We start from the raw sequence: 24,876 nt of genomic DNA, 5'->3' as shown, positions 1-24,876 counted from the left end.
TTAATTGTTAATATGCCTGATATAGAAGAAATAAATAAGTTTAAAAGAGAAATACTAGATAATATTTCTGATGAGAGAACTAAAAAAGAGAGTCTTGGCATTAAAATGGATATTGAACCTCCAAAGGATGGGGAGCTTATTGTTCCTTGGGAAAATCAAGAAGAAGTTTTTGATTTAGAAGAAGAACATGACGACGAGCTTGATTTAGATGCTATTCTTGGTGCACTTGATAGTGAGGAAGGGCAGAAGAACGAATCTAGTGAGGATGATATTGCAATTTTAAAAGATTCTAAAAAAGTAGATATTGATCCTGAGTTTAATGATTTAGATAATGATTTTGATATTTTAAGTTCTAATCTTGAAGATAATATTGAAACAGTTCTTGATGATAATTCTATTAGTTTAGACGATGCTATTAATTTCGATTTAAATAATGCTGATAATTTGCAAAATCTAGATGTAGAGAATGATTTGAATTCAGATTTATTAAATTCTGATAAGTTTATTGATAATGAGATTGATGCTAATAATTTGAATCAGGAATCTCTAAATGATAATAATGATGATTTTGATTTTGAGAATATGATTACTAGTCTTAATAAATCAGATGGAACAAGTAATCGGTTAGAAATTCCTTATAGTAATGAATCTGTTTCTAATGAAAATTCTGAAAAGCTTAGTGATGATGAAGAGAATAATTGGTCTAATCTTTCAGATGATTTTCAATTTTTGGAAGATGAGCCAAAAAAATTTTCTACTAAAAATGATTTTAAAATTAATTATCCTTTATTTTTCAAACATTTAGATTCTTATCCTAGAAATTTGAGAATTGCTATTGCTGAGGCTTTAATGCTAGATAATGTCTCTAGATATAAGATTGAGGCATTAATTGATCTTGTTGAGCAAAATAAGAAAGGTCTTAAGTTTATTGCTAAATTTGTTGGAGATATTGTTGGTCGTTCTGTTAAATTGCCTGTTATGTATTATAAAGCAGAGGAATTTAGCAAGCTTGAAAAGAGATTTAGCTATAGACTCTCTAAGGCTTTAACCCCAATATTAAAAATCGCATCTCTTTTTGTTGTTTTGACTTTTATATCTTTTTATTTTTTAGTTGATGTTATGTTTTTTTATATTGCATCTGATAAAAAATATAAAGAGGGAATATCTTATATATATGAGAATAAAAGAGAACTTGCTAAAGCTACTTTTAGGGATGCATATTATATGCGACCTAGCAAAGGGTGGTTTTTAGTTTATGCTAAGGCTTTTGAAGATGTGAGAGATTTTGATAGTGCTGAGGAGAAATACGAGGAATTATTTACCATTGATCCATTTTCTGTGGATGCTTCTACGAGAAAACGCAAAAATTTTGATAAGGATGGGTATATATCTTATGCTTTTATGAAAATGAGGCTTGGTGAGCATGCTGACGCTGATTCAATTTTGGATGAGGTTATATCTTATGATATTTATGATTATGAAGCACTAATGGCTAAGGGTGATAATTATTTTCAGTGGGCCCAAAGAGAACCTGTATATTACAAAGATAGCATTAATAATTATACTATTTTGCTTTCAAAATATGGGCATAAAAAGGAAATTTTGTTTAAGCTTTTTAATGCTTACATTGAGGCTGGCGCTGAGAGAGAAGCTGAGAATGTAAATGCTTTTATTAAGGCAAATGAGGGATTAGATATTGACGAGGTAGTTTATACTAAATATGCTAAGAGATTAATAGATAAATATATCGAATTTACAGTTTATAATCAAAGAATAAACGCGCTCTCTAGAAATCTTAAATATTTAAGTGCTCAAATGAACTTACTTAATAAAGAATTTTCCAGTTTTAAGGCGGGTAATGGGAGGAGTGTTTCTGATACTTTAAATGATATTAATCTTAATTCAGAGATTGAGTATATTCTTAGAAGAATTTTGTTCAAAAATCCTGACTACAATAAGGCTCTTTTTGAGAGTGGTAGATATTTTTATTATATGGGCGATCTTAAAAAAGCCGAAGGATATTTATTAACAGCATTAAATAGCTTTAGACAGGAAGATTTAATTGAGAACTCCTCTGAAAAGATTATTGCTTATAGAATTTTGTCAGATATTTATGAGAAAGGAAATGATTCTCTTAAAGCAAGTAATATTGTTAGTCTGGCTTTAAATGAGTATGATTTTTATAAAAGAAATGGTCTTGTTAAAGGCTCCAGGGAGCTTGCTTTAATTTATGAAAAGCAGGGGGATATTCTTAGGACTTTCAATGGTTTTAAATCAGCTATATCTTCTTATAAGATGGCAATAAATGAAGGGGTTAATTCTCCAAATGTTTATTATAAATTAGCGTTGCTTAATTATAAGGAGAATAATTATAAAGATGCATTAGTTTATTTTTTTAAAGTTGAAGATATGTCTGGATTTGCAAATAGTAATAAAGTTTTAAATTCAATTGCATCTGTTCTTTATAAAATGGGTAATTTTGAGGCTGCTAGGAGTTATTATTTAAGAGTATTGCAGAATTTAGAATCAGAAAAATCTAGCATTTTAGGGTTTAAGCCTAAAGGAAATGATCATCATAGAGCTTTATTGATAAAGAAAATTGAGATTTACAATAATCTTGGCGTTGTTGAGATAAGAGCATCTTTTGGTGATAGGGTTGAATCTGGTATTGTTAGAGATAATGATCTTTTTGATTCAGGAATTGCAAATTTGACTGAATCTTCTAGAATGTTTGATCTATTGAACCGTGATGATGATATGGTGAAGAATGTTAAGAGAGATCTGGCTAGTTTAAACCTTAGAAGTATTTTTAAGAATGATTTTATTGGTTCTAAAGTATTGTTTTATGATAATTTGGCTGATAATCTTTAGATTTTTTAAAGTTTATTAGCTTAACAGGCATATAAGGTTGTAAGGATTTATATGAAAAAAGTTTACTTTATTATTTCCTTATTTATTGTATTTAATTTATTTTCTTCAATGAATGATCACTTAAGTATTAATATTGATGATGTGTATGTTGAGGCTCATGAGGATGGTTTTCATCTTTTTATTAGAAAAAAGCCAGATATTAAATCGGTGATTTTAACTGAATCTTTTGAAGTTCCAGATAGGAGCAAAGATGTCTCTACTTATTCATTTAGAACATTAGAGTATAATAGTGTTAATGGGGATGAGATTAGAATTTTGAATGGTAGAGTTATTCAAAATAGACGTCTTTTATCATTGACATCTTCTACGCCTATCCAAAATAGAAGATTTGGACAAGCTTTTCATATATTAATACCTAAGAAATTGAGATACGGTTTTCCTAATTTTTCAACAAGAAGTGGTGATATTGATTTAGAGGTTTTAAAGAGACAGAAAGAGCCTTTTTGGTTTTCAATTCGAACTTTTGAGAGGAAATATAATGATTATTTAGGTCAGTATAAAGATAATGCTTATGAGTTATTCTTTGGAGACATTCAGCTAGAAGGCACAGGTCCAATTGAAAATAATGGCTTAAGAGAAGAATTTGCTAGGTTTGCGGATGATGTTATTGTTGCAAAGAAGGGGCTTGATATTGTTGATAAAATAAAAGATATTCTCAAAAAATCAGAAGAGCCACTTGCTGATTTAGATCTTGTTTTTGTTATTGATGTGACTGATAGCATGAAGAATCATATTGAGATTTTAAGAGAACACCTTTTGGATATGATAGAACCCCAGCTAAATCAATTTAGATCTTATAGAGTAGGTTTTGTGTTTTATAAAGATTATCTTGAAGATTTTTTGACAAGATCTTTTGATTTTAATAGTAGGGAGTATTTAAGTAATGTTTTTGAAGGTATTAATGTGGGTGGAGGAGGAGATTATCCCGAGGCAGTATTTGAGGGAATTAATTCTGCTGTTACCCAATTTGATTGGAGAGCAGATAGTAGGTTTATTATCGTTTTGGGTAATGCACCTCCCCATGAGTATCCCCGAGGGCCTATAGTTTATGAGGATGTTATTAGAGCAGCTAAGGAAAAAGATATTATAATTTATGGAATATTACTTAATTAGCGTAGTGTTTTTTCATTAATTGCAAGTTGTGATTTATTTTTAAATTTCTATCTTTTCCATTATCCTTTGAGATAAGGGGATAATCCACTTAGGTGTTTGTACATTAGATTGTATTAGTTCTTCAAATAGCTTTTTTGCCGTTTCTTTTTTATTATTAATATAATATATGAATGCGATTTCATACTTTCCAATGGCGACGATACTTTTATTTTCTTTGTAATTTTCAATCATTTTTTCGTATATCTTTAAAGCAGATTGATAATCGTTAACATTTGTTGCTTGTTGAGCTTTTCTTAAGTAAATGCTGTAAGGAGTTTCTTTTGTGAGTTGTTTGTCTAAGTGTGCTGCTGTATAGCAGGAAAAGAATAGGATGCTTGTTAGTACTAATTTTTTCATTTTTTATGCTCTTATTTTGTAAAAAAGTTATTTAAATTGATTTTATTATATATAAAAAAAGAAAACAAGCTTATGCTTGTTTTCTTTTTTTGTTTTATTTAGAAGGAATTATTATCTTCCAATTTGCATGTATTAAATCTGGATTCTGAATTTTTTGTCTGTTGGCAAACCAAATTTTTGGCCATAAGTAAGGGTCGTTATACAATTTCTTAGAAATGCCCCATAAGGTATTTCCAATTTTAACTATATATAGTTCCTTGCTTGAGTGACTTTGATAAGCCTTTAGGTATCTTGCAGAATCTAAAAATAATTCATTTGCAAGTCTAAGATTATTAAGACTCTTAGCCTCAAGTCCTTGTTCCCATAGTTGTCTGGCTTTTTCAATGAGCTGAAGTGTTTTAAATTTATTTGAGTCTGATTTTTCTACGTTTTCAGCTTTCTCTTCATAAGCAAGTACTAATGCATCCATTTGTCCAAGTAAGTAAGGCTTGCCTTGTGAGTCTAGAAGGTTTATGCGTTCGCCTTTATCCTTAAGTAGAGCTCTTCCATTCCATGGTGATGGTTTAATGAGCCTATTGTTGCTGTAAATGGGGAGCTCGGAAGCAGCTTCCAGTGCTTTTAATTGTTTATACATTCTCTCTTCCGTTTCCTTAAGAGCCCTTGCTTCTTTTGCCTTCTTAGCAGTTTGTTGTGCCTTATTAAATGTTTTACTGTACATTCCAAGAGAACTTTCGATGTCATACATTTTGTATTTTCTTGTTGCTTCAAAATATAAGTTATTTACTTCATCGATTTCTAATGGGATCCATATGTATGCTTCATTAACTTCAGCATCATTCAAATATTTTTCAATATTTTCTTTCAAGTAGTTTATTTTTTCTTTTTTTTCCGTTACATCTCTTACGATATTTCTGTACCTTTCTAATGCTTTTAGTGCAACTTCATTGCCTTGTTTGATCATCCCCTTTGCAAATTTTGCTTTCATATCTCTTTCAATCTTTTCAGCTTCATTAAATTCTTTAGAGTAGAAAAGATTGCCCCGCTCTCTTATGACACCGTTTTTCATCTCTTCAATGTCTTTTTTTATATCTCCAGTTTCCTTAATTAAGATTTTAGAGTTTGCACTCTTTGTATCTTCTGGCGGGGTTTCACATGAAATCAGGGAAAGAGCAAATACGGATAACATTAAAAATAATAACTTGCTTTTTTTTATCATAAATACATCCTTCTTATGTGATATTGATTGCATAAAATTAAGAACTTTGCTTTTTAGACATCAATTCTTTTATCTTTGCATAAAGCCTATAATTAGTATATTATTACACAATTTGACATTATACAATTTTTTTGCTGCTATATTGCGTTTTATTTTTACTGTATCAATACTCTAACCCTTGCTTTTATGTGATTTTAAAATCTTAGCATCTCCACATGTTCTCTCTTCTGGCGGGGTTTCACATGAAATTAGGGAAAAAGCAAACATAGATAATATTAGAAATAATAATTTATTTTTTTTCATCATAAGTACATCCTTTTGACATAAAATTAGCAGGCTACATAAACTGTAGCTTTTATTATGCCTTAGATTCTTTAAAAGAACAGGCATTAGTATAAAATATTATTTTATACTTTTTAAAAAGTATAGCTTATTTTTCATTTTTATTGAAGTTAGCAAATCTTTTTAAAAAAGATATAATTAAGCTTATAAGATTTTATAAAGAAGGAAAATTTGATTTTGAAATCATATATTATTATCCTTGTGCTTTTATTCTTGCAAGTGGCATTATTCTCTCAAGTAGCGTCTATTAAAGAAATAGAAGGGCAGATTAATGTTGTAAGAAATGCTGTTCCTGTCAAATTAAATTTGGGAGATGAAATTTTTGAATATGATTTTATTGAAGTGGGAGATAATTCTAAGCTTAAAATAGGTTTATATGGAATAAATGGTATTACATCAGATTTAACCTTGTATTCTAACACGCATAGTCTTGTTTGTTATTCTTCTCTTAAGGATATGCAGGATGCGAAGATATATTTATTTAAGGGAAGTTTAGAAGTGGCTATTTATGAGGTTGTTCAAGGTTCCTCATTTTCTGTTGATGTAAATAATTATTTTTTTATGACTGTTGCTCCAGCAAAATTTTATGTAAATTGTGAATATTTTAATAATTATTTTGTTAGTGTTTTTGATGGTGTTCTTAAGCATTATAACAAGGATGAATATTGGATTTCAGCAGGTACTAGTATTTTACTTTGGGATGATAATTCTTTTTTATATAAAACCAGTGATTCTGTGTCGCAAAATGTAATTCAAAATCTGAGAGAGATGTCTCGTAAGAATTTTATTTCTCTAAATAATAGGCGTTCAACTTACATATTCTCAAAATATGTTGAAGATAGTTTTAGATTTGATTTTGTATATGATTCTCTGGTAAGAGATCCTAAATTTAATGCCATATATTCAAAGTGGAGTTTAGAGGATAAAAATTATACCTTAGGAAATAGAGTTGACATGATAAATTATGTCAATTATCTAAGAGGTAGAATAGGTATTCTTTTTAATAATTTTATTTATTTGGCCAATGTGTTTTTTTTTATAGAAAATATTGTTAAGCATTCTTCTGATGTGTTTGATAGATTGAGCTCCCATGGCTTTATTTTAAAATTTTTAGAAGATTATAAAAAAAATCGATCTGCCCTAATAAAGAAGTTTTTTAAAACCATTCATTCTTTTAAGATGTATTTAGTTCGCACAAATGGTGATATTCCTAGTAATTTACGTGTTAATGAATTTTATTTGTTAAAGCCTAGAGAGTTTTGATTTTGATGAATGATTTTTTTCAAAACAAAAAATTAGAGGTGAAATTTACTAAAATTTATTAAAGATATAAATGCTTGTTAGGTTTTAACATTATTGTGTGCAATTTTTTGGGAGAGATGCTCAGTTTATTAATTATTAAGTGTTTTATCACGAATTCTAGGTGATTATGATAATGCTTGTTTTTAAGTATTTGAATTTTGAAAATTCATTATTAAAGGTTAGTAATTTTAATTTAATTTGGACTATTTCTTGCATTAATTTTTTGTTATATTGACCTAGAGCTTATGTTTTTAATCAAATTTAATCAAAACCGTATTAAAATTGGACGTGATAGAGTCTTTTATGATATCTTTTTACAAAGAAACTTTTTTGAAAAAGTTGGTGTGTTGTGAATTTTAGGTTTTTGATTTTATGCCATTTTGTTCTCATAGTATCAAGATTGATTTCAATTTATGAGAAAAAGGTGTTTTATTGCTGTGCGTAGAGTTCTTTTTTTTAGAATCTTTTGGATTTTTATTTCACTAATTTGTTTATTTTTATTTGTTTATATTAATTTCTTTAAAATTAAAGAGCTTAAGTCTTCATCTAATATAAAAATTGCATTGTTTATTCCCGGGGTCATTAGTGGTTCGCCTTCTTATAAAGTAATGTATGATTTTTTGATTGAATTTAAAAAAAATAGAAGTGATATTGAGATTAAGTTATTTGAAGCTGGATTTAATCAGCATGAATGGATAGAATTACTTGAAAAATTATTAAATTCTAAAAATTATGATTTTTTGATAACGGCAAATAATGTAATGCAAGGAATTATTGATAAGGTTTCCCAAAATTATCCTTATACTAAATTTTTGCTTTTTGATTCTTTAGTTAAGAATACTAATCCCCAAGTGTATTCACTCTCTTATAATGTTGCAGAAGAAGCTTACATATTGGGTTATTACGTGGGTTTATTTTTAAAGGGTTCTAATTTGTCAAATAAAAATGTTGCTTTGATTGCTGGACAAGAATATCCTGTTATGAATAATTATATTTTTCCTTATTTCAAAAATGGCATTAGAGAGATTTTAGATTCAGAAGTGTTCTTTAGAACTTTAGGAAATTGGCATGATAGCAATAGGGTGAAAGTTTTATCTGATTCTTTAATTTTAGATTCAGGGGTTTCTGTAATTCTTCCAATTGTGGGTACAGCTATTAAAGGAGTTCTCTCATCAGTTCGTGAGCATGGTGTTTTTGCTGTTCTTTTTGATGATGAAGATTATTTGGATAATAAAGATAATGTTATTGGTTCAGGAATTACAAATCAAAGATTTTATTTAGAAAAAGTCTTGGATAAGGCTCTTAAAGGCGAGATTAGATATGGAACTTATAAAGTCCTTGGCTTTAAAGAAAGGGGGGTTTTATTTAATTTGTTAAATAAGTTTTATGTAGAGAAGACCGATTTAAAGCTTAAAGAGAGGCTTGAGGAAAAGATGAGAGAGATGAATGATACTGAGATCGAAATAGATTTAGAATGATTTATGGTAGAGTTTAAAAACATAGTAAAATCTTTCCCAGATGTCGAGAGACCCATTCTAGATAGTGTCAATTTAAGGATTGAAGAAGCTAAAATTTTGACTGTTATTGGAAGGAATGGAGAAGGTAAGAGTACTTTATCAAAAATAATAGCTGGATTTATTCATTTTGATAGTGGTGATGTATTTGTAAACAATAATAGGCAGAAAAACTGGAATGTGGATGTGGCAAAGAGCAATGGTATTTATATTGTGTCGCAGATTCCAAAACTTAATATGAACTTAAAAGTTTGGGAATATCTTAGTATTTATTGGTTTGATTCTCAATTTTTTATGCCAATGAATAAATCTAAGACTTATGGGTATTATAAATGGCTTAGACAATTTTATAATATTGCTTTTGAACTAGAGACTAGAATACAAGATTTAAATATTAAAGAAATATATTTTTTGCTTATTATTTCTTCCCTTAAAAAAAATGCAAAGATCATTATTTTTGATGAGAGTGTTGCTTATTTTTCTCAAAAAGAGGCCCAAGAGTTTATTAAATTGCTTCAAGACCTTAAAATAGCAGGCATTACTTCTCTTTTTATTACACATAGAGAGCTTGGGGATGCCATAAAGTTTAGTGATGAATTTATTATTTTAAAAGATGGGAAATGCTTTAGAACAACAAATAAAGAAGTAATGCTTAGCAAGCTTGAAATCCCTGTTGATAAGTTTATTTCTACAAGTATTAGGCGTGGTGAGCCAAATGAAGATTTGATAAAATTTAATTTATTTTTTGAAGATTTTTGGAAGTATGATATTAGTTTTTCTCTGAAGAAGAGAGGAGTTTTAGGAATTATTGCAGAAGAGGCAGCAATAAAAACATGGGAAAAATTATTCTTAGGTAAGATTCCATTTGTAGGGTGCATAAAAATGAATGGGCATAGATATGAATATATTAATTTTTATGAGCTTAAGGCCGGATTTTTACCTTTAGGAATTGGCAATTTGTTTTCTGATAATACGACTATATTGGATAGTTTTTTAGCCAAGATAATGAGTTTTGAAAATGAAGTTTTGATTAAGCAATCTACTATTAATAAGCTTAAAAAATTTTTTAAAAATGATATGGAATATTGTGAGAGTAAGATACTAAAGACTTTTTATTCTAAATCTTTAGCATTCTCTGGCGGAACTTTAAAAAAACTTGCTCTTTTTAGAGAAAAATATATTACAAAGAGCTTTTTAATTTGTTTTTCACCCCTTAGTAATCTAGACTATAGGGCATATAGTGAGATATCTAATTTTATTCGTCATTTTTCTAATGAAAAACCTGTACTATTAATTACTCCTAATTTAGATGAACTACTTCTTTTATCTGATGATATTTTAGCAATAAAGGCCGGTGAGGTTGTATTGAGATTAAAAAGGGAATATATCAACAAAGCAATTTTAAAGGAAATGTTATTTATATGAGGGCATTTAAAAGGGAATATATTTTGTTAATATTTTCGCTGAGTGTGTTGGGTATTAGCTATTTTTTTGATGGGTTTTTTAGTTTTTCTTATATGAAAGTGATGTTGTGGAACTTTATCTTGCTCTTATTAATTGCAACAGGAATTTCAACTTGTGCTAAGAGTAACAGTTTGACTCTTGGTGATGAAGGGCAAGTTTATTTTGGAGCATTTTTATCATATGTATTTTGTGAATTTTGTGGGCTTACATACTTTAATTTTGTATTAATAATGATTTTAAGCTCATTTTTAGTTGGTATAATAGGCATTATGCCTTTTTTATTAACATTTTTTTGTGGAGTAAATGGAATGCTTACAGGTCTTTTGATGTCTTATGGAAATCAGAGATTAGTTGATGGATTTATATCAAAGCTTTTAGGTTCAAATGGACTTTTAAATCAGACAAAGAGTATTGATAAGATATTTGCTCTTGATACTGCTTTCCCATATTTGTTTTTATTTAGTATTTTGGTTTGGGGATGTTATGTATTTATTCATAAGAGAACTATTTTAGGATTAAAACTTGAGATATTGAGCGATAGAAAGCCGCTAAGCAAATTTTTTAGTATTAATGAGTTTAAGTATAAGTTTTTTACAGTATTTACCAGTGCTTTTTTAAATGGTCTTGTGGGTTCAATATTTTTAATTTTTTTTAAGAATTATTTATTTCTAGGCTTAACTTCTGGACTTGGTTGGAATGGATTTGTTATTGCTGTAGTTTCAGGATTTAATTATGTGTATGTGTTGTGGTTTAGTTTGTTTTTTGCAATGCTGAATGAATTTAATAATTATCTTAAAATCAATTATTCGTTTAAATTTGAATTTATTGGTTTATATCAAGCTCTTTCGATTTTTATCTCATTGTTTTTAATTAATTCAGGTAGAAAATAAATGTTTGCTATTTTTGTGCATTCTATAATATTCGCATATTTGGCACTTGGAGCTCTTTATACCGAAAGAGTAGGACTTTTAAATATATCTATTGAAGGAATTTCTTTTTTAGCTGTTTTTTTGACATCTCTTTTTATTTATTTGGGATATGGGATATTTGTTGCAGTTGTTATGACGATTTTTATTAGTTTGATCTTTGGGGTTTTTTTATCTTTTCTTGTAAGAAATGGCTATAATATTTTTATAACAGGTATAGGAATTAACATATTGTGTTATTTTTTAGTTAGGCTTTTGATGAAAGCTAATTTCAATTTTATTCCAGGATTTAGTTTAAATATTTCCAATAATTTTGCTGTTACTTTTTTTATTATATTTTTTTTCGTTTTCTTAAGTTTTAGTATTTATGCAATAAATTATTCAAGAGTTAGAGTGGTCTTTGAGTTTATTCGTTCAAGTGATTATGAGAATATATTAGGTGAGCAAACTAGTAATTACTTTAGGTCTTTTGCTATTTTTATTTCCGTAATATCTGCAAGTATTGCAGGTTCATTTCTTGCTATAAATTTTAATGTTTATTCTTATGATTTGGGATTAAATAATGGTTGGCTTGCTATTTGTATACTATATATTGCATTTGCAAATCCTTGGCTTATTTTTCCAAGTGCATTTTTGATGATATTTATTGAATACAAGTTTTTCAATTTTCAAGATTATGTTAATTCTTATTTTGCCCTTTCATTGCCCTTTTATATGGCTATATTAATTAATATATTTGTTGCACTTTTTAGAAAAACTAAGTTATTTTAGTAATACCATTTATTGAGTTTTTAATCTTTTTTAAGGTCTTAATTTGTAATTCTAGGTCTTTGATCTTAATTTTATTAAATTCATAAAAAGGAATTTGTTTGATGATAGCTAAATTGTTTAGAAAAATTGTGAATATGGTGTCATCATATGTTTCTATTTGAAAAATAGTAGTAATTATTAGATTAAACATTAAATCTTCATCTTGTATGAAGTGGTAAAATCCTTTTTTTAAGATAGTGTCAATTAATATGTATATGTTAGTATTTAGTAATTCTTTATTATCTTGAATAAATTGAATTATATAGTCCATTGAGTTTCTTGACTCTCCAATGAGAAAATATGCCCATGAAATATCAAGGTAATTTTTTGTATCTTTAAAATCAATTATTTGTAGATAAGTTTTTGTTTGTTCTATTGCTTGCAACCAGTTATTCATCAAGTATTCTAATTCTGCAATCAGTAAATATGCATCAACTTGTTTTGGATCTTTATTTATAATTTGCATTAATAATGATTTAGATTGGTTATATTTTTTTAGCTCTTTGAGTAATATTGATTTTGTATAAAGCTCATCTATTATTTTATTGCTATTTATATCTTCTGTAGGAATTGTTGCATAAATAGGAGCAATGATGTTCATCCAGACTAGAATTATTGCATATTTTTTCATAAATTTTCCTCTTTTATTTTCTCTACAATGTCCATTATCATATCTTTATATTTGTTGATCAATGCGTATGAGTTAAACTCTTCTATAAATTTATTAAGGTACGATATTGCAAGAGTTGAGGCCGCTTGTATGGCACTTGATGAGTTGATCATATTGCTAAATTTTAATATTTCTTCTCTTGATTCATCTATAGGTTTATTTTTAATTTTGCTTAACTCTTGAATGATTTGCCTATCAAATTGTTTCTCTTTTAAAAAATATATTATGGGCAGACTTTTTTTCCCTTCAATTAAGTCATCTCCAAATTCTTTGCCATTAATTCCATCTTTAATATTTTTAATATCGTCTATTATTTGAAAACAGGTTCCAAGCTTCATGAATGTGTTGTAAAGATTTTTTGCTTTATTTTCATTGTTTGTAAGTATTCCAGCTAAAAATCCAGCCATTCCAAAAAGTGAACTTGTCTTAAGTTCAACTAAAGATATATATTCTTCGACGTTTGGAATATATGTTCCATTATGAAATGCGATGTCAATTCCTTGTCCTAGGTGAAGATTTGAGAGAGTGGTGAAGAAATTTTCATAAATTAATAGTTGTTGACTTGTTTTTAAATTTGCAGTTTGTATTAATTTTGCAGGCAGAAAGTAAATTAAATTTGCTGTATTAATACTATTATCTAGTCCGTAAATCAAGTGAATAGCAGGCTTGCCCCTTCTTTTAATGGCACCATCTTCTATATCATCAATAATTAGACTTCCAGAATGAGGTAATTCAAGTAGCATGCTTAGTTTGTATAGATTCTTGGTATTGCTGTTGTTATATCCTAGTGCATATGCTAGTAAAATCATTAGCATTGGTCTTATTCTCTTTCCCCCTCTATTTATTATTTCAATAGCTGGGGCTTTAATGGTCTTTATTGTGCTTTCTTGTATATTAAGTTTTAGCTTTAAATCTTTATCTTTAAATAAATTGAGAAAGTGATCTTTTGAGAATATATAATTAATATTTTTTTCGATCTTATCCAAAAATGATTTATTTTGCATAATAATAATTATAATAAAAAGTATAATGATTGAGTGTATTGAAGAGAATCAATATGTATAATGTTGTTGATAAGTATTCACAAAAAGCTAAAAAAGAAGGATATCTTGCTAGATCTGTTTATAAGTTAATCGAGATTGATCAGAGATTTTCTTTGTTCTCTTCTGGCAATATATTGGATATTGGGGCGTCTCCTGGCAGTTTTTCTCAATATGCTTATAATAAGCTTAAAAATGGAGTGCTCGTTGCAGTTGACCTTAATGACATAAATCTTAATTTTACTAATAATTTTTATTTTATCAAGGGTAATATATATATTGATGAGGTTTTTGAAAAGATCAAAACTTTTGCACCTTATAGTTTAATTATAAGTGATGCAGCTTTTAAGACTACTGGTAATAGATTAGTTGATACAAGCAATTCTTTTAATTTAAATATGAGAATAGTTGAATTGGCGTCCCAGATCTTGATAAGAGGTGGGAATTTATTACTTAAGGTTTTTCAAGGAGGCGAGGAAGAACAGCTTTTTTATAAGCTTAAGAGGTGTTTTAAGCTTGTTAAAAAAATAAGGCCTAAAGCTGTTCGGAAAAATTCTTTTGAAATTTATTTTTTATCTAAAGATTTTATTAAATTGGATACAAATATTTAAGCTACTTTAAGGGTGTTGGGATATGTTTATAAAAGAAAAAGCTATAGAAAAAAAGTCTCATTTGCAAGTTGCATGTTTTAAAATAGGCAAGGAGAGTTATGGGGTTGCAATAGAGCATATTAGAGAAGTAATTAAAGTGCCTTTGGAAGGTATATATGCAATACCCAATGTTCCTAATTATATTACGGGTATTTATAATCTTAGAGGAAATGTTATTCCTTTAATAAATTTAAATATTAGATTTAAAATCCCTTCTGTTTATGCAACAGAAGAAGATAAGCTTTTAACAGGTTATTTAATAGTGAATATTAAAGATAAGCTTTTAGGAATATTTGTAGATAAAGTTCTAAAAGTTATTAGCTTTGATGTATCGAGGGTGCAGGAACCTCCTGCGACCTTGCAAACTTTGGATAGAAAGTACATATCCGGTGTTATTAGAATTGAGAATGAGGAAAATTTTGAGAGTGAATATTTAATTTTAATTGATATTGAACGGATATTTGACAAGAGTGAATTTGAAAGGATTCCATATAAGGAGAGCAATGAAGAGTAAAGTTTTAATTTACGTAAATTATTCAAATTCAGATGCTGAAGTGCTTGCTTGTGAAATACAAAAATATCTAGAACATAAATATGGTGTTTTAAGCTTATTTGCAGGGATTAATAAATCTTCAGAAGTATTAACCGAGGCTGATTTGATTTTTGCAATAACTTTGGGTGGAGATGGGACAGTTTTATTGGCTAGTGGCTTGCTTTTGAAAAATGATATTGATATTCCAATTATTTCAATAAATTTGGGCAAAGTAGGATTTTTAGCAGACATAAAACCCAGAGATTTTAAAGAAGTAATAGATAAATTTTTCAATAATTCTTTATTTATTCATAAAAAATATTTGCTTAGTATTAGTGCTTATGAGAATGGAAATAATATATTTACTAAATATGCTTTAAATGATGTAATTATTCGTTCTAGTGCTCTTAATAAATTGATTTATGTAAGTCTTAGGGTTAATTCGGAAGATTTTCTATCATATAGGAGTGATGGAATAATATTTGCAACCCCAACAGGTTCAACCGGATATTCTTTCTCAGCAGGTGGCGCTATTTTAGAATCAGATCTTAGGGCTTTTATCTTAACTCCTATTTCTCCACATTCTGTTTATAATCGTTCTTTTATTTTTTCAAGCGGGAGTAAGTTGTCGCTTTCATTTCAGAAAGGATATGCGTTAAATTCAGCATCAATTTTCGTTGATGGTGTTAATATTGGTACATTCGGGGTTGATATTGTTTTTGAGTTGGGACTTGATAATAAAAGTTTGCGTTTTGCATCATTTTGTACAGATACTTTTGTTAGAAGGCTTAAAAATAAGTTATTATAAGGTATGGCTTTTATAATAACTTATTTTTAAATTTTATATGTTAGTTGAACTTTTTATAAGAAATTTTGTTTTAATTAAAGAGGTGTCCATTAAGTTAAGTGCAAGCTTGGTAGCACTTACGGGTGAATCTGGAAGTGGAAAAAGCTTATTGTTGTCATCAATTTATTATTTATTTGGTGGAAAGATTAAGAATGATATAATTGTTGATGGAGAGCAGGAGTGTGTTTTACTTGCTAAGTTTAGGGTAAATGACGATGTTAGGGATTATTTGTCTTTTAAAGGTATATTGGCTTTAGGTTTTATTGTTATAAAGAGAATAATTATATTTAAGTCTTCAGACATTCTTGTGAGTAATTATTACATTAATAATGAACCAATCTCTAGTGCCGTATTAAAGTCAATTTTTAGTATGTTGATTGAGGTGCATTCTCAAAATCAACAGTATTTAATTTTGAAAAACCCCTCAAATAATCTGAAAATTTTGGATAATTATGCTAATTTAAATACTCAATTGGAAGAATATAAATTGGCTTATGAAGCATACATTAAATGCTTAAAGATTTTTGATGATTTTGCTTCAAAAGAGAAATTGCATAAAGATAGTAGGGAGGAATGTGATAAAATAATTGATGAGATAGATTTTCTTAGTCCTAAGATAGGTGAGGAAGAGATTTTAAAGATCAAGTTAGATGAACTTAAGTATCATGAATCTTTATGCAATGCACTCTTAAGTTTAAAGGATGTTTTAAGTTTGAATGATAGTGGTTCTGCTTTAAGTGAGATAAAAAAGGTGATTTGTGATGCTGAGTATCTCTCAAGAATGAATAATAGTTATTTTGAACTTGAAGATCGTCTTAAAAATTCTTACTATGAACTTGAGGATATTGGTCAAGCTTATAGTAGGTATCTTTTTGACCAGATCTATGATGAGAAGGAAATTGAATCATTAGAAAGCCGCTTGTATGATCTCTCTCGTCTTAAGAAAAGATATGGACCAAGCCTTGAGGATGTCATGGCATTGAGGAAGAGATGTGATGAGATTATTAATTCGTCACTTAATTTTGAGACTGAAAGGCTAGGGAAAGAGCAAAAGTTAAAAGATTTGTTTGAGAGGGTGAAAAAATTGGCATTTGATATCTCAGGTATTAGGCAAACTGTTGCTTTGAGTTTTGCATCTGAAGTAACTAAGATTTTGCATAAGCTTAATATGGGTGATGCAAAGTTTTTTGTGTCAGTTTCTGAAGGGGAAATTAAATTAACAGGTATGGATGAAGTAGAATTTTTAATTTCTAGTAATATTGGTTTAAAAGTCCAACCGATTTATAGAATTGCGTCAGGGGGCGAGCTTTCAAGAATAATGTTAGCTATTAAGAGTGTTCAGAATGTAGGTGAGGATAAGCTTATTATATTTGATGAGATTGATTCTGGAATAGGTGGTGAGTTTGGGGTGGATTTAGGCAAGTATTTAAAGGAGCTGTCAGAGAATATGCAGATAATTGTTGTTACTCATCTTGCCAATATTGCAAGTCTTTCAGATTATCATATTTTAGTAAAGAAAGAATGTATTAAAGATAAGACTTTTGTTCAGGCTTCTTTATTGTTGGGCAATGACCGTGCTTTAGCAGTTGCCCGAATGCTTAGTGGGAGCATTAATGATATTAGCTTTAGACATGCTGAAGAGCTTTTGAAAAGGTAATACTTGGTGATAAGTGGGTATTTATGGATTTAGTGCATAATGAAAATTATCAAAAAATTTTGTTTATTGATAATCTTATTTTGCAAACTTTAAACGACATAAAAAATATAAAGGAGTCCGGTAGACTTGCACGGGATTCAAGTGTAACAGTTAATTTTATTAATTTAAATTTAAATGTTCTAAGTTATATTGTGTCATTAAATTATTTTTATACAAGGCCTAGATTAAAGGTTAACTATGATTTTCGAACAAATCTTTTTAATTTTATTTCTAGCTTTTCATCATTTGTAAGTCCTGTTTTACTTATTTCTGTTGGCGAACTTATGGCTGCCAAGTCTGTGATTAATTTAAACCCTGAAGAGCGATTTTTGATTATTAAGAAGTTGGGATATCTTATTGATTTGGGAATGTATTTTAGCAAGGGTGATTCTAAATCAATTCATTTTTTAGAAGATATTTATCTTAAATTTATTGTTTTGGCTAAAAATTTCATTGATTTTAAGAATTTTTCAAAAAATTTAGTTATTGAGAGTCCTTTTTATAAGGTTCAATTAGCTCATTTGATTAAATCTTTAGAGCTCTTAGAAGAAGGCGCATTTCTGTTAAGATCAAGATATGAAGCAAGTGGAGCTTATGGACTCTCGGAGCAGATTTTAAATTACATTCAGGCCGGAAAAATTTTAGCTACTGTTACTTCTCAAAAGGAAATAGCTGAGAAGTTTGCAAAATTTCATGAAGTTTGGTCTGTTAAATTTCAGTCAGATTTAGGCAAGAATAAGTGAGCTTGGGAGAGGGAGACGTTAATAAGTGTGGATTTTTATAAAGAAAATTTAACTAAATTTAGAAAAATCAAATTTTTTTTGTTAGTAATTTTTTTATTGATGTTCATAGTTTTAGTTGATTCTCTTTTGAGGTCAACGATTGATATTTCGACCTTTTATAAGTTTAGTCACTTCAAGAGGTCTTATAGTTTAGTTGATATTATTCCAAGGAATAATGTTTTTATTAAAGATCAAATTTTAAATTTAGATCAAAATAAACATTATTATCATGTTATAAGTGATCGTTTAGTAAGTTTTTCAGACTATTATTATGTGCTTAACAGGTTTAAAAATAATTATTCTGTATTTTCTAAAGAGACAAATAAATTTTTGTTTTCTTTGGCATATAAAGATTTTGTTTTTACAAAGAATAATGTTATTTTTGCTTTAAATAATTTATATAGGGCTTTAGAAGTTTATGGGGCAGATGGAAGCAAGATTTTATCTCTCAAGTTTATAGCTTCAATATTAAGTATTGATTATAATGATGATATTTTGGCTTTAGGACTCTCTGATGGCAAGACTTATGTTTATAAGCGTGGGAAGATGGTTTATAGTGGTGATTTGTTGGGTATTGGCTTGCCAGTTATATGCGTTAAGTTAAGCTTAGATAATAAATATTTATGTATTCTAAGAGAGAATGAGGAATATTCTCTGGAGGTGATTAACTTGGAGGATGGATATAATCAGGTTTTCTATTTGAATAATTTAAAGATTAAAGATTTTAATCCTTTTTTTAAGATTGATAAGTTTTATAATTTGTTTGTTGAAACTGTAGATTCATTTTTAATATTTAATATTGAAAGTGGTAAAACTTTTAGAGTTTACAATAAAAATTCTGTTTTAAAAGCCTCGTATGATTCTTTTTCTAGAGTATATAGAATATATTTTTATGATTTGAATGGTAGTATAATCAATATAAGGACTTATTCTGTAGATTCTTATAAGTTATTTGATAATATCTTTTTTAAAGATAGGATAAATTCATATGTTGAATTTGATGAAGGAATTTTATATTTTAATAATGATAGTGATTTAAAGTATTTGGGGCTGTAGTTATAATGATAATTGCTTTTCTTTTTTTCTTTAGTTTTTCTAATTTGTATGCGTTTTTGGAATTTGGCAAGGATGAGAAGTTTGATTTGGTGAGTGATTTTGGAGAATCAAAAGATGATACTTTGAATATTGGTATAAAATTACGAGCCTTAGATACACACTTTTCTATTTTTTCAAATAATTATAAAATTTTGTATTCCAGGAATAAGACGAATGAATATGATGGGAGTATTTTGATTCTTTTTGATAAAGATTTAGGTCTTAATTTGGAGTTTTTTGGTGATTTTGTATACAAGAATGAGAAAGTTTTTTTAAATGATAATAAAGTTTTTGATGTAGTAGTTGTTGATCGGTATAGTGGACAGATAGTTAATCCTTTATTTGTGATAAAGAATAAAAATAATCTAAATATTAATTCTTCCTTTTTTTTAAGTAATATCTTTTTAAAAGGCAAGGATGATACAATGTTTGAGTTAAAAGGGGATGTGGATCTGGAATTGGGTAATTATGGCCTTGTTTTAAATTTTTCAAAAAAGGATGTTAATGCTTCCAAAGCCCTTAATGGTATTTATTATTTTGAAGTATTCCTAAATAATAACAGTATTTTTCGTGCTGATTTTCAAAGCATATCTTTAGATGATAATTCATATGTTGTTTCTGGAGATAAGAATTATAATTTGGATATTTTTAATATAAAAAGAAATAGTGGGAATATTGAGATAAATAATCTTGAGTTTACTAGCGGTCATAACGAAATTAAGATCAAATATGGAGATGTTTATAATACCGAGAATAGTTTAACTTATAGGTTTACACTTAATGGGTAATATTTTTCATACCCCTGTACTTCTTGATGAAATTATTAATCTTTTAGAGATTGTATATGTAAATGATGGATTTATTTTTGTTGATTGCACTCTTGGGGAAGGTGGTCATTCAAGTGCGGTTTTGAGGAAATATCAAAACATAAGTGTGATTGGGATTGAAAGGGATGATATTATTTTAAATAGGGCAAAAGAGTTTCTTGTAGAATTTAAGGGAAAGGTTTCATATTTTAATGCTTGGTTTGATGATTTCTTTAGTGAATATTCTTTAAGTAGTAAAGCCAATTTTATTTTAGCTGATCTTGGCATTTCTATGTTTCATTACAAAATGAGTGGTAGGGGATTTTCTTTTTTTGAAGATGAAAGATTAGATATGAGACTTAATCCTGGTGCTGGGGGTCTTAGTGCTTATGATATTGTCAATACTTTTGATAAGGTAAGACTTGAAAACTTAATTTATGAGTTTGGTGGTGAACATTATTCTAAGAGAATTGTTAGTTCTATCTTGGAATATAGAAAGATTAAGAAAATAAAAACTTCAAGAGAGCTTCAGGGTATAATTAGTAAAGCGTATCCTAGAATAAAGCTTAAGATAAATCCAGCAACTAAAACTTTTCAAGCGTTAAGAATTTATGTTAATGATGAGCTTTTTCGTTTAAAGAGAAGCTTGCCGTTATGGGTAGGAAGCTTATCAAGGAATGGGATCTTGGCTATTATTACATTTCATTCACTGGAAGATAAAATTGTAAAAGAGTTTTTTAAAGGTTTAAGTAAAGAACAATATTGTATACTTACTAAAAAGCCTATAATTGCAAGCTTTGAAGAGAAGAGATGCAATAATGCCTCAAGAAGTGCTAAGCTTAGAGCCATAAGAAAGTTATATGAGTAAGATAGGAAGAATTGAAGTTAGATTGTACTGTTTATTGATTTTGATATTAACAATTGTAATATGCTTAAATATTTATCTTAATTTTAGATATGTTGTAAAGCTGCGCGAATTTGATGATTTAAATGATGAGCAAAGTAATATTATTGATGAAAACCTTAGATTATTAACCGTAATATATGAACTTCAAAGTATTGATAGGATAGAAGAGCTTAGTCAAAATTATTTGAATTTAGAAAAAAAGGATAATAAGGATATAAATATTATTAAACGATAGGAGTTATGAGGGTGTTTGGTGCATATAAAAATTAAAGACATTTTAGATTCTTTAGGCGATGTTAAATTTGTTGGTTATTTAAGCAGTATGCAAAGAGTAGTATCATTTTATTCGCTTGACAGTCGTGAGATAAATGATGAGAATAGTGGAGCTAGTCTTTATTTTGCGTACAAAGGTGATAGGGTAGATGGATTTTCTTTTGTTGAATATTTAATTGATATTGGTGTTAAATGTTTTGTTTGCTCTAAGGATTATGAGCATTTGTGTGTTGAGTATTTAAATAAGGATGAGAGCTTGGTTTTTTTGCTCACTAGTAATGTAGTCATGTGTCTTCAAAATTTGGCAGCGCATTTTATTAAAAGAACGAATTTTAAGAGAATAGCTATTACTGGTAGTAATGGAAAGACCACAACAAAAGAAATGCTTTACAGCATATTGTCAGAGAGATATAAAACTTGCAAGACTTGGGGAAATTTGAATTCGGATATTGGGTTGCCTCTGAGTATTTTAAGAACTGAGGGGGATGAAGAGTATGCTGTTTTTGAGGTTGGGATCAGCTATGTTGGAGAGATGAATCTTCTTTCTGAAATATTAGAGCCTGAAATCGTTATTGTAACAAATATAAGTTATGCTCATATGCAGGCTTTTGAAGATCTAGAGATGATTGCTTCTGAGAAGAGTGAAATAATTACTAAGAGTACTCAGATGGTAATCTTAAATGAGAGTTGTCCTTATCATTCGCGTTTAAGAGAAATAGCTAAATCTATTAGTCCAGAGATTAATATTTTTTATTTTGATTTCAATAGTCTTCAAATTAAGTCATTTGCATTTTTAAATGATAAATTTTCTTATGATTTTACTTATAAAGGATTTGATTATTCTATTTTATTGCCCGGTAAGCATAACATTTTTAATGCAATATCTTGCATTAATCTGGCTTTATTGCTTGGAATGAGCGAAAATGAGATTCGTAATGGTTTGCTGAATGCTGATTTCCAAAAGGGTAGAGCAGAGCTTTTAAGAGTAAAGGATTATTTGGTTTTAAATGATTCTTATAATGGTAATTTAGGTTCATTTATGGCTTTAAAGGAGATGATTTTAGATTTTGAGATTAAGGGTAAAAAATTTATTATTCTTGGTTCTTTTAAAGAACTTGGAAAATTTGCGTATGAAGCACATAAAACAGCTATGCGAGAAGTTATCTTAATGAATTTTGATAAAGTATTTTTAATTGGTGAAGAATTTCAAGAAGTAAAAAGACGTGAAAATTTATCTTTAAACAATTTATGTTATTTTAGTAATTTTGAGGATTTTATTGATTGTTTTGTGAATAATTTGGAGTCTGGATGTTTTATTGCTATTAAAGGGTCAAGATCAAATAGACTTGAAAGGGTGCTTGACTATCTTTAAGGATTAATGGGGGAGATATGTTTGATCTTTTAGGACTTAGATTGTTGCACTATATTACGTTTAGAACCGCTTATGCTACTATTTTTGCATTTTTGCTTGCTTTAATTTTTGGCCCATTTATTATTTTAAGACTTAAGAAATTAAAACTAGATCAAATCTTAAGGGAAGATGGACCAAAACGCCATTTAAGTGAAAAGATGGGAATTCCTACTATGGGAGGCATTCTTATTTTTTTTTGTGTTTTAGTTTCTTTATTTTTCTGGATTAATCTTTGGAATGTTTATTTTTTAATTGTGCTTTTTGTCATGATTAGTTTTGCATGCTTGGGATTTATGGATGATTTGCTTAAAATAAAGAGAAAAAATGCAGATGGGCTTAATCCTCGGTTTAAGATTTATGGGCAGATATTGTTTTCTTGTATTTCAGTTACTATGCTTTATTATTTTGGCGGAGAGCATATTAGTATAATTTATTTCCCATTTTTTAAGTCTCTCAAATTAGATTTGGGGGTTTTATATATTCCATTTGGGATGTTTATTTTAATATCAGCGTCTAATTCTTTTAATTTGACAGATGGACTTGATGGACTTGCTATTGGACTTAGTATTGTTGTAACAGGAGCGCTAGTAATAATTGCATATCTTACAAGTAGAGTGGATTTTGCAACTTATTTAAATATTCCAAATATTAAAGGTTCTGAAGAGCTTGTAATATTTCTTGGAGCTTTACTTGGGGGTAGTTTTGGATTTTTATGGTTTAATGCGTATCCTGCCAAAATAATGATGGGTGATACTGGTAGTCTTTCAATAGGAGCAGTTCTTGGAATGACAGCTTTAATCTTAAAAAGTGAGATTCTTTTTGCAATTCTTGCAGGAGTTTTTGTGCTTGAGACTTTATCTGTAATTATTCAAGTTGCAGTTTATAAGAAGACTAAGAAAAGGGTGTTTAAAATGGCGCCACTTCATCATCATTTTGAGGAGCTTGGGTGGTCTGAGACACAGGTTGTTATTAGATTTTGGATAATAGGTTTAATATTTGCTATAATAGCTTTAAGTACTCTTAAAATTAGATGAGTTTAGATTGGTCGTTATGTTTGTGGAGAAAGTCTCTCTTAGAAAATGTTATTTACTTATTTTATGTTCACTTATTGCTTATGGTCTTATTGTATTTTATACATCTTCATTTTTTTTAAGTCTAGAACTTACAGGAGATCCTAATTTTTTATTCTTGATGCGTCTTAAGTATCTTTTTTTAAGTTTTATTGTATTTTTTGTTTTTGAGAGGATTTCTTTAGATTTTTTAAAAAAAATTGTTTCTATTGTATTACTTGTAACGTTTATATTAGTTTTAGCAACTTTTTTCTCTCCTAGTGTTTCTGGAGCACAAAGGTGGATTTTTTTTAAAGGCATTAGTATTCAGCCTTCAGAGATTTTTAAGGTATCTTTTACGATTTATCTTGCAAGTTATTTGAGTAAGTTTAAATTAAAGTCAGATAATAATATTTCTTATTGGCTCAAGCCCATGTTAATTTTTGGTATTTTTTGGTTGCTCATAATTTTACAAAATGATTATTCAACGGCTATTTATTTTGCTATTCTTTTTTTTATTGTTTTATTTGTTTCTGGAATATCATTGGGATATATTTTTGCTATTTTGTTTACTTTTATTCCAATTTCTATGCTTTTTTTAATATTTGAACCTTACAGGGTTGCTAGAATTTTCGCATTTTTAAATCCTTATGATGATCCTTTAGGAAAAGGGTATCAAATAATTGCATCACTTAATGCCTTAAAGAGTGGTGGCCTTGGGGGGAGAGGTCTTGGAATGGGTGAGATAAAGCTTGGTAGACTTCCAGAGGCTAATTCAGATTTTATTTTTTCTGTGCTTGGAGAAGAATTAGGATTTTTGGGGATTTGTCTTGCTATTATGTTATTTTTTTTATTTTTTTATTTTGGGTATTTTGTTGCCATTTTTGCTAAAACCAGATTTAGGTTTTTTATTGCATTTATTTCAAGTCTTACAATTTTCCTTCAAAGCATTATGAATATTTTAATTGCAATTGGACTTTTGCCTCCTACGGGTATAAATTTACCATTCTTTTCATCAGGTGGTTCTTCTATTGTTGTTACGATGGCGCTTTCTGGGCTTATTGCAAATGTTTCTAGAGATATTGAAGGTAAATAGTCTAAAAT

The 24,876-nt window shown here is 28.5% G+C and carries 23 protein-coding genes; 19 read left to right on the top strand and 4 right to left on the bottom strand.

The features are described from left to right. Nucleotides 1–12 precede the first annotated feature (12 nt). Both flcA and bhDAH_RS01615 read left to right on the top strand, forming a co-directional pair. Nucleotides 13–2,871 carry a periplasmic flagellar collar protein FlcA gene (flcA, locus tag bhDAH_RS01620; RefSeq protein ID WP_012422098.1) on the top strand — a complete coding sequence of 953 codons (2,859 nt, stop codon included), beginning with the start codon at nucleotides 13–15 and terminating at the stop codon, nucleotides 2,869–2,871. Between the two features lie 51 nt (nucleotides 2,872–2,922). Beyond that, a complete protein-coding gene (locus bhDAH_RS01615; RefSeq protein WP_012422097.1) occupies nucleotides 2,923–4,044 on the top strand; it encodes a VWA domain-containing protein in 1,122 nt (373 codons plus the stop codon). Nucleotides 4,045–4,083: 39 nt separating this feature from the next. On the opposite strand, the gene bhDAH_RS01610 is transcribed toward bhDAH_RS01615, so the two are convergent. Beyond that, complete coding sequence (locus tag bhDAH_RS01610) at nucleotides 4,084–4,440, bottom strand: tetratricopeptide repeat protein (RefSeq protein ID WP_012422096.1); 357 nt, start codon at nucleotides 4,438–4,440, stop codon at nucleotides 4,084–4,086. Between the two features lie 94 nt (nucleotides 4,441–4,534). Then, entirely contained in the window at nucleotides 4,535–5,656 is a 1,122-nt protein-coding gene (locus bhDAH_RS01605) for a LysM peptidoglycan-binding domain-containing protein (protein WP_043924426.1), read from the bottom strand. 513 nt (nucleotides 5,657–6,169) lie between these two features. Between bhDAH_RS01605 and bhDAH_RS01600 the strand changes: the two genes are divergently transcribed. The 5 genes from bhDAH_RS01600 (at nucleotide 6,170) to bhDAH_RS01580 (ending at nucleotide 11,975) form a co-directional block, all read left to right on the top strand. Beyond that, nucleotides 6,170–7,261 (top strand): hypothetical protein, encoded by a 1,092-nt coding sequence (locus bhDAH_RS01600; RefSeq protein ID WP_012422094.1) that lies wholly within the window; start codon nucleotides 6,170–6,172, stop codon nucleotides 7,259–7,261. Nucleotides 7,262–7,713: 452 nt separating this feature from the next. Next, entirely contained in the window at nucleotides 7,714–8,778 is a 1,065-nt protein-coding gene (locus tag bhDAH_RS01595) for a BMP family ABC transporter substrate-binding protein (RefSeq protein ID WP_012422093.1), read from the top strand. Nucleotides 8,779–8,781: 3 nt separating this feature from the next. After that, entirely contained in the window at nucleotides 8,782–10,239 is a 1,458-nt protein-coding gene (locus bhDAH_RS01590; protein WP_012422092.1) for an ATP-binding cassette domain-containing protein, read from the top strand. Next, nucleotides 10,236–11,168 carry an ABC transporter permease gene (locus bhDAH_RS01585; protein WP_012422091.1) on the top strand — a complete coding sequence of 311 codons (933 nt, stop codon included), beginning with the start codon at nucleotides 10,236–10,238 and terminating at the stop codon, nucleotides 11,166–11,168. Before bhDAH_RS01590 ends, bhDAH_RS01585 begins: the two co-directional genes overlap by 4 nt. Continuing rightward, on the top strand, nucleotides 11,169–11,975 hold the full coding sequence (locus tag bhDAH_RS01580) for a membrane protein (RefSeq protein WP_012422090.1): 807 nt from the start codon (nucleotides 11,169–11,171) through the stop codon (nucleotides 11,973–11,975). On the opposite strand, the gene bhDAH_RS01575 is transcribed toward bhDAH_RS01580, so the two are convergent. Both bhDAH_RS01575 and bhDAH_RS01570 read right to left on the bottom strand, forming a co-directional pair. Continuing rightward, nucleotides 11,962–12,645, bottom strand: coding sequence for a tetratricopeptide repeat protein (locus bhDAH_RS01575; protein WP_012422089.1), 684 nt, complete (start codon nucleotides 12,643–12,645; stop codon nucleotides 11,962–11,964). The genes bhDAH_RS01580 and bhDAH_RS01575 overlap by 14 nt on opposite strands. Further along, the gene (locus bhDAH_RS01570; protein WP_012422088.1) at nucleotides 12,642–13,688 is read right to left on the bottom strand and encodes a polyprenyl synthetase family protein; all 1,047 of its coding nucleotides are present in this window, start codon (nucleotides 13,686–13,688) and stop codon (nucleotides 12,642–12,644) included. Before bhDAH_RS01570 ends, bhDAH_RS01575 begins: the two co-directional genes overlap by 4 nt. 53 nt (nucleotides 13,689–13,741) lie before the next feature. Here bhDAH_RS01570 and bhDAH_RS01565 point away from each other — a divergent pair, with 53 nt between their 5' ends. The 12 genes from bhDAH_RS01565 to ftsW all read left to right on the top strand — a co-directional run bounded on the left by bhDAH_RS01565 (nucleotide 13,742) and on the right by ftsW (nucleotide 24,868). Then, complete coding sequence (locus tag bhDAH_RS01565) at nucleotides 13,742–14,335, top strand: SAM-dependent methyltransferase (RefSeq protein WP_043924424.1); 594 nt, start codon at nucleotides 13,742–13,744, stop codon at nucleotides 14,333–14,335. Nucleotides 14,336–14,357: 22 nt separating this feature from the next. Beyond that, entirely contained in the window at nucleotides 14,358–14,888 is a 531-nt protein-coding gene (locus bhDAH_RS01560; protein ID WP_012422086.1) for a chemotaxis protein CheW, read from the top strand. Then, nucleotides 14,878–15,714, top strand: coding sequence for an NAD(+)/NADH kinase (locus tag bhDAH_RS01555; RefSeq protein ID WP_043924423.1), 837 nt, complete (start codon nucleotides 14,878–14,880; stop codon nucleotides 15,712–15,714). Before bhDAH_RS01560 ends, bhDAH_RS01555 begins: the two co-directional genes overlap by 11 nt. A 37-nt stretch (nucleotides 15,715–15,751) precedes the next feature. Beyond that, nucleotides 15,752–17,410, top strand: a complete 1,659-nt coding sequence (locus tag bhDAH_RS01550; protein WP_012422084.1) for a DNA repair protein RecN — start codon at nucleotides 15,752–15,754, stop codon at nucleotides 17,408–17,410. A gap of 23 nt (nucleotides 17,411–17,433) precedes the next feature. Then, complete coding sequence (locus bhDAH_RS01545; protein WP_012422083.1) at nucleotides 17,434–18,192, top strand: hypothetical protein; 759 nt, start codon at nucleotides 17,434–17,436, stop codon at nucleotides 18,190–18,192. A gap of 99 nt (nucleotides 18,193–18,291) precedes the next feature. Beyond that, on the top strand, nucleotides 18,292–19,287 hold the full coding sequence (locus bhDAH_RS01540; RefSeq protein WP_233417549.1) for a hypothetical protein: 996 nt from the start codon (nucleotides 18,292–18,294) through the stop codon (nucleotides 19,285–19,287). Between the two features lie 5 nt (nucleotides 19,288–19,292). Beyond that, nucleotides 19,293–20,114 carry a hypothetical protein gene (locus bhDAH_RS01535; protein WP_012422081.1) on the top strand — a complete coding sequence of 274 codons (822 nt, stop codon included), beginning with the start codon at nucleotides 19,293–19,295 and terminating at the stop codon, nucleotides 20,112–20,114. Beyond that, a complete protein-coding gene (gene rsmH / locus bhDAH_RS01530) occupies nucleotides 20,107–21,000 on the top strand; it encodes a 16S rRNA (cytosine(1402)-N(4))-methyltransferase RsmH (RefSeq protein ID WP_012422080.1) in 894 nt (297 codons plus the stop codon). Before bhDAH_RS01535 ends, rsmH begins: the two co-directional genes overlap by 8 nt. Next, the gene (locus bhDAH_RS01525) at nucleotides 20,993–21,274 is read left to right on the top strand and encodes a hypothetical protein (protein WP_012422079.1); all 282 of its coding nucleotides are present in this window, start codon (nucleotides 20,993–20,995) and stop codon (nucleotides 21,272–21,274) included. The genes rsmH and bhDAH_RS01525 overlap by 8 nt, the downstream gene beginning before the upstream one ends. An 18-nt stretch (nucleotides 21,275–21,292) precedes the next feature. Beyond that, nucleotides 21,293–22,684 (top strand): UDP-N-acetylmuramoyl-tripeptide--D-alanyl-D-alanine ligase, encoded by a 1,392-nt coding sequence (murF, locus tag bhDAH_RS01520; RefSeq protein WP_043924421.1) that lies wholly within the window; start codon nucleotides 21,293–21,295, stop codon nucleotides 22,682–22,684. Nucleotides 22,685–22,701: 17 nt separating this feature from the next. Further along, nucleotides 22,702–23,757: a phospho-N-acetylmuramoyl-pentapeptide-transferase gene (gene mraY, locus bhDAH_RS01515; RefSeq protein WP_012422077.1), complete on the top strand. Its 1,056-nt coding sequence runs from the start codon at nucleotides 22,702–22,704 to the stop codon at nucleotides 23,755–23,757. Between the two features lie 16 nt (nucleotides 23,758–23,773). After that, nucleotides 23,774–24,868, top strand: coding sequence for a putative lipid II flippase FtsW (gene ftsW, locus bhDAH_RS01510; RefSeq protein WP_043924420.1), 1,095 nt, complete (start codon nucleotides 23,774–23,776; stop codon nucleotides 24,866–24,868). The last annotated feature ends 8 nt before the right edge of the window (nucleotides 24,869–24,876 follow it).

Origin of the sequence: Borrelia hermsii DAH (assembly GCF_023035675.1) — a bacterium.
Classification (GTDB): domain Bacteria; phylum Spirochaetota; class Spirochaetia; order Borreliales; family Borreliaceae; genus Borrelia; species Borrelia hermsii.
The sequence above is the reverse complement of the archived record's forward strand: the minus strand, read 5'-3'. Positions and strand labels throughout refer to the sequence as shown.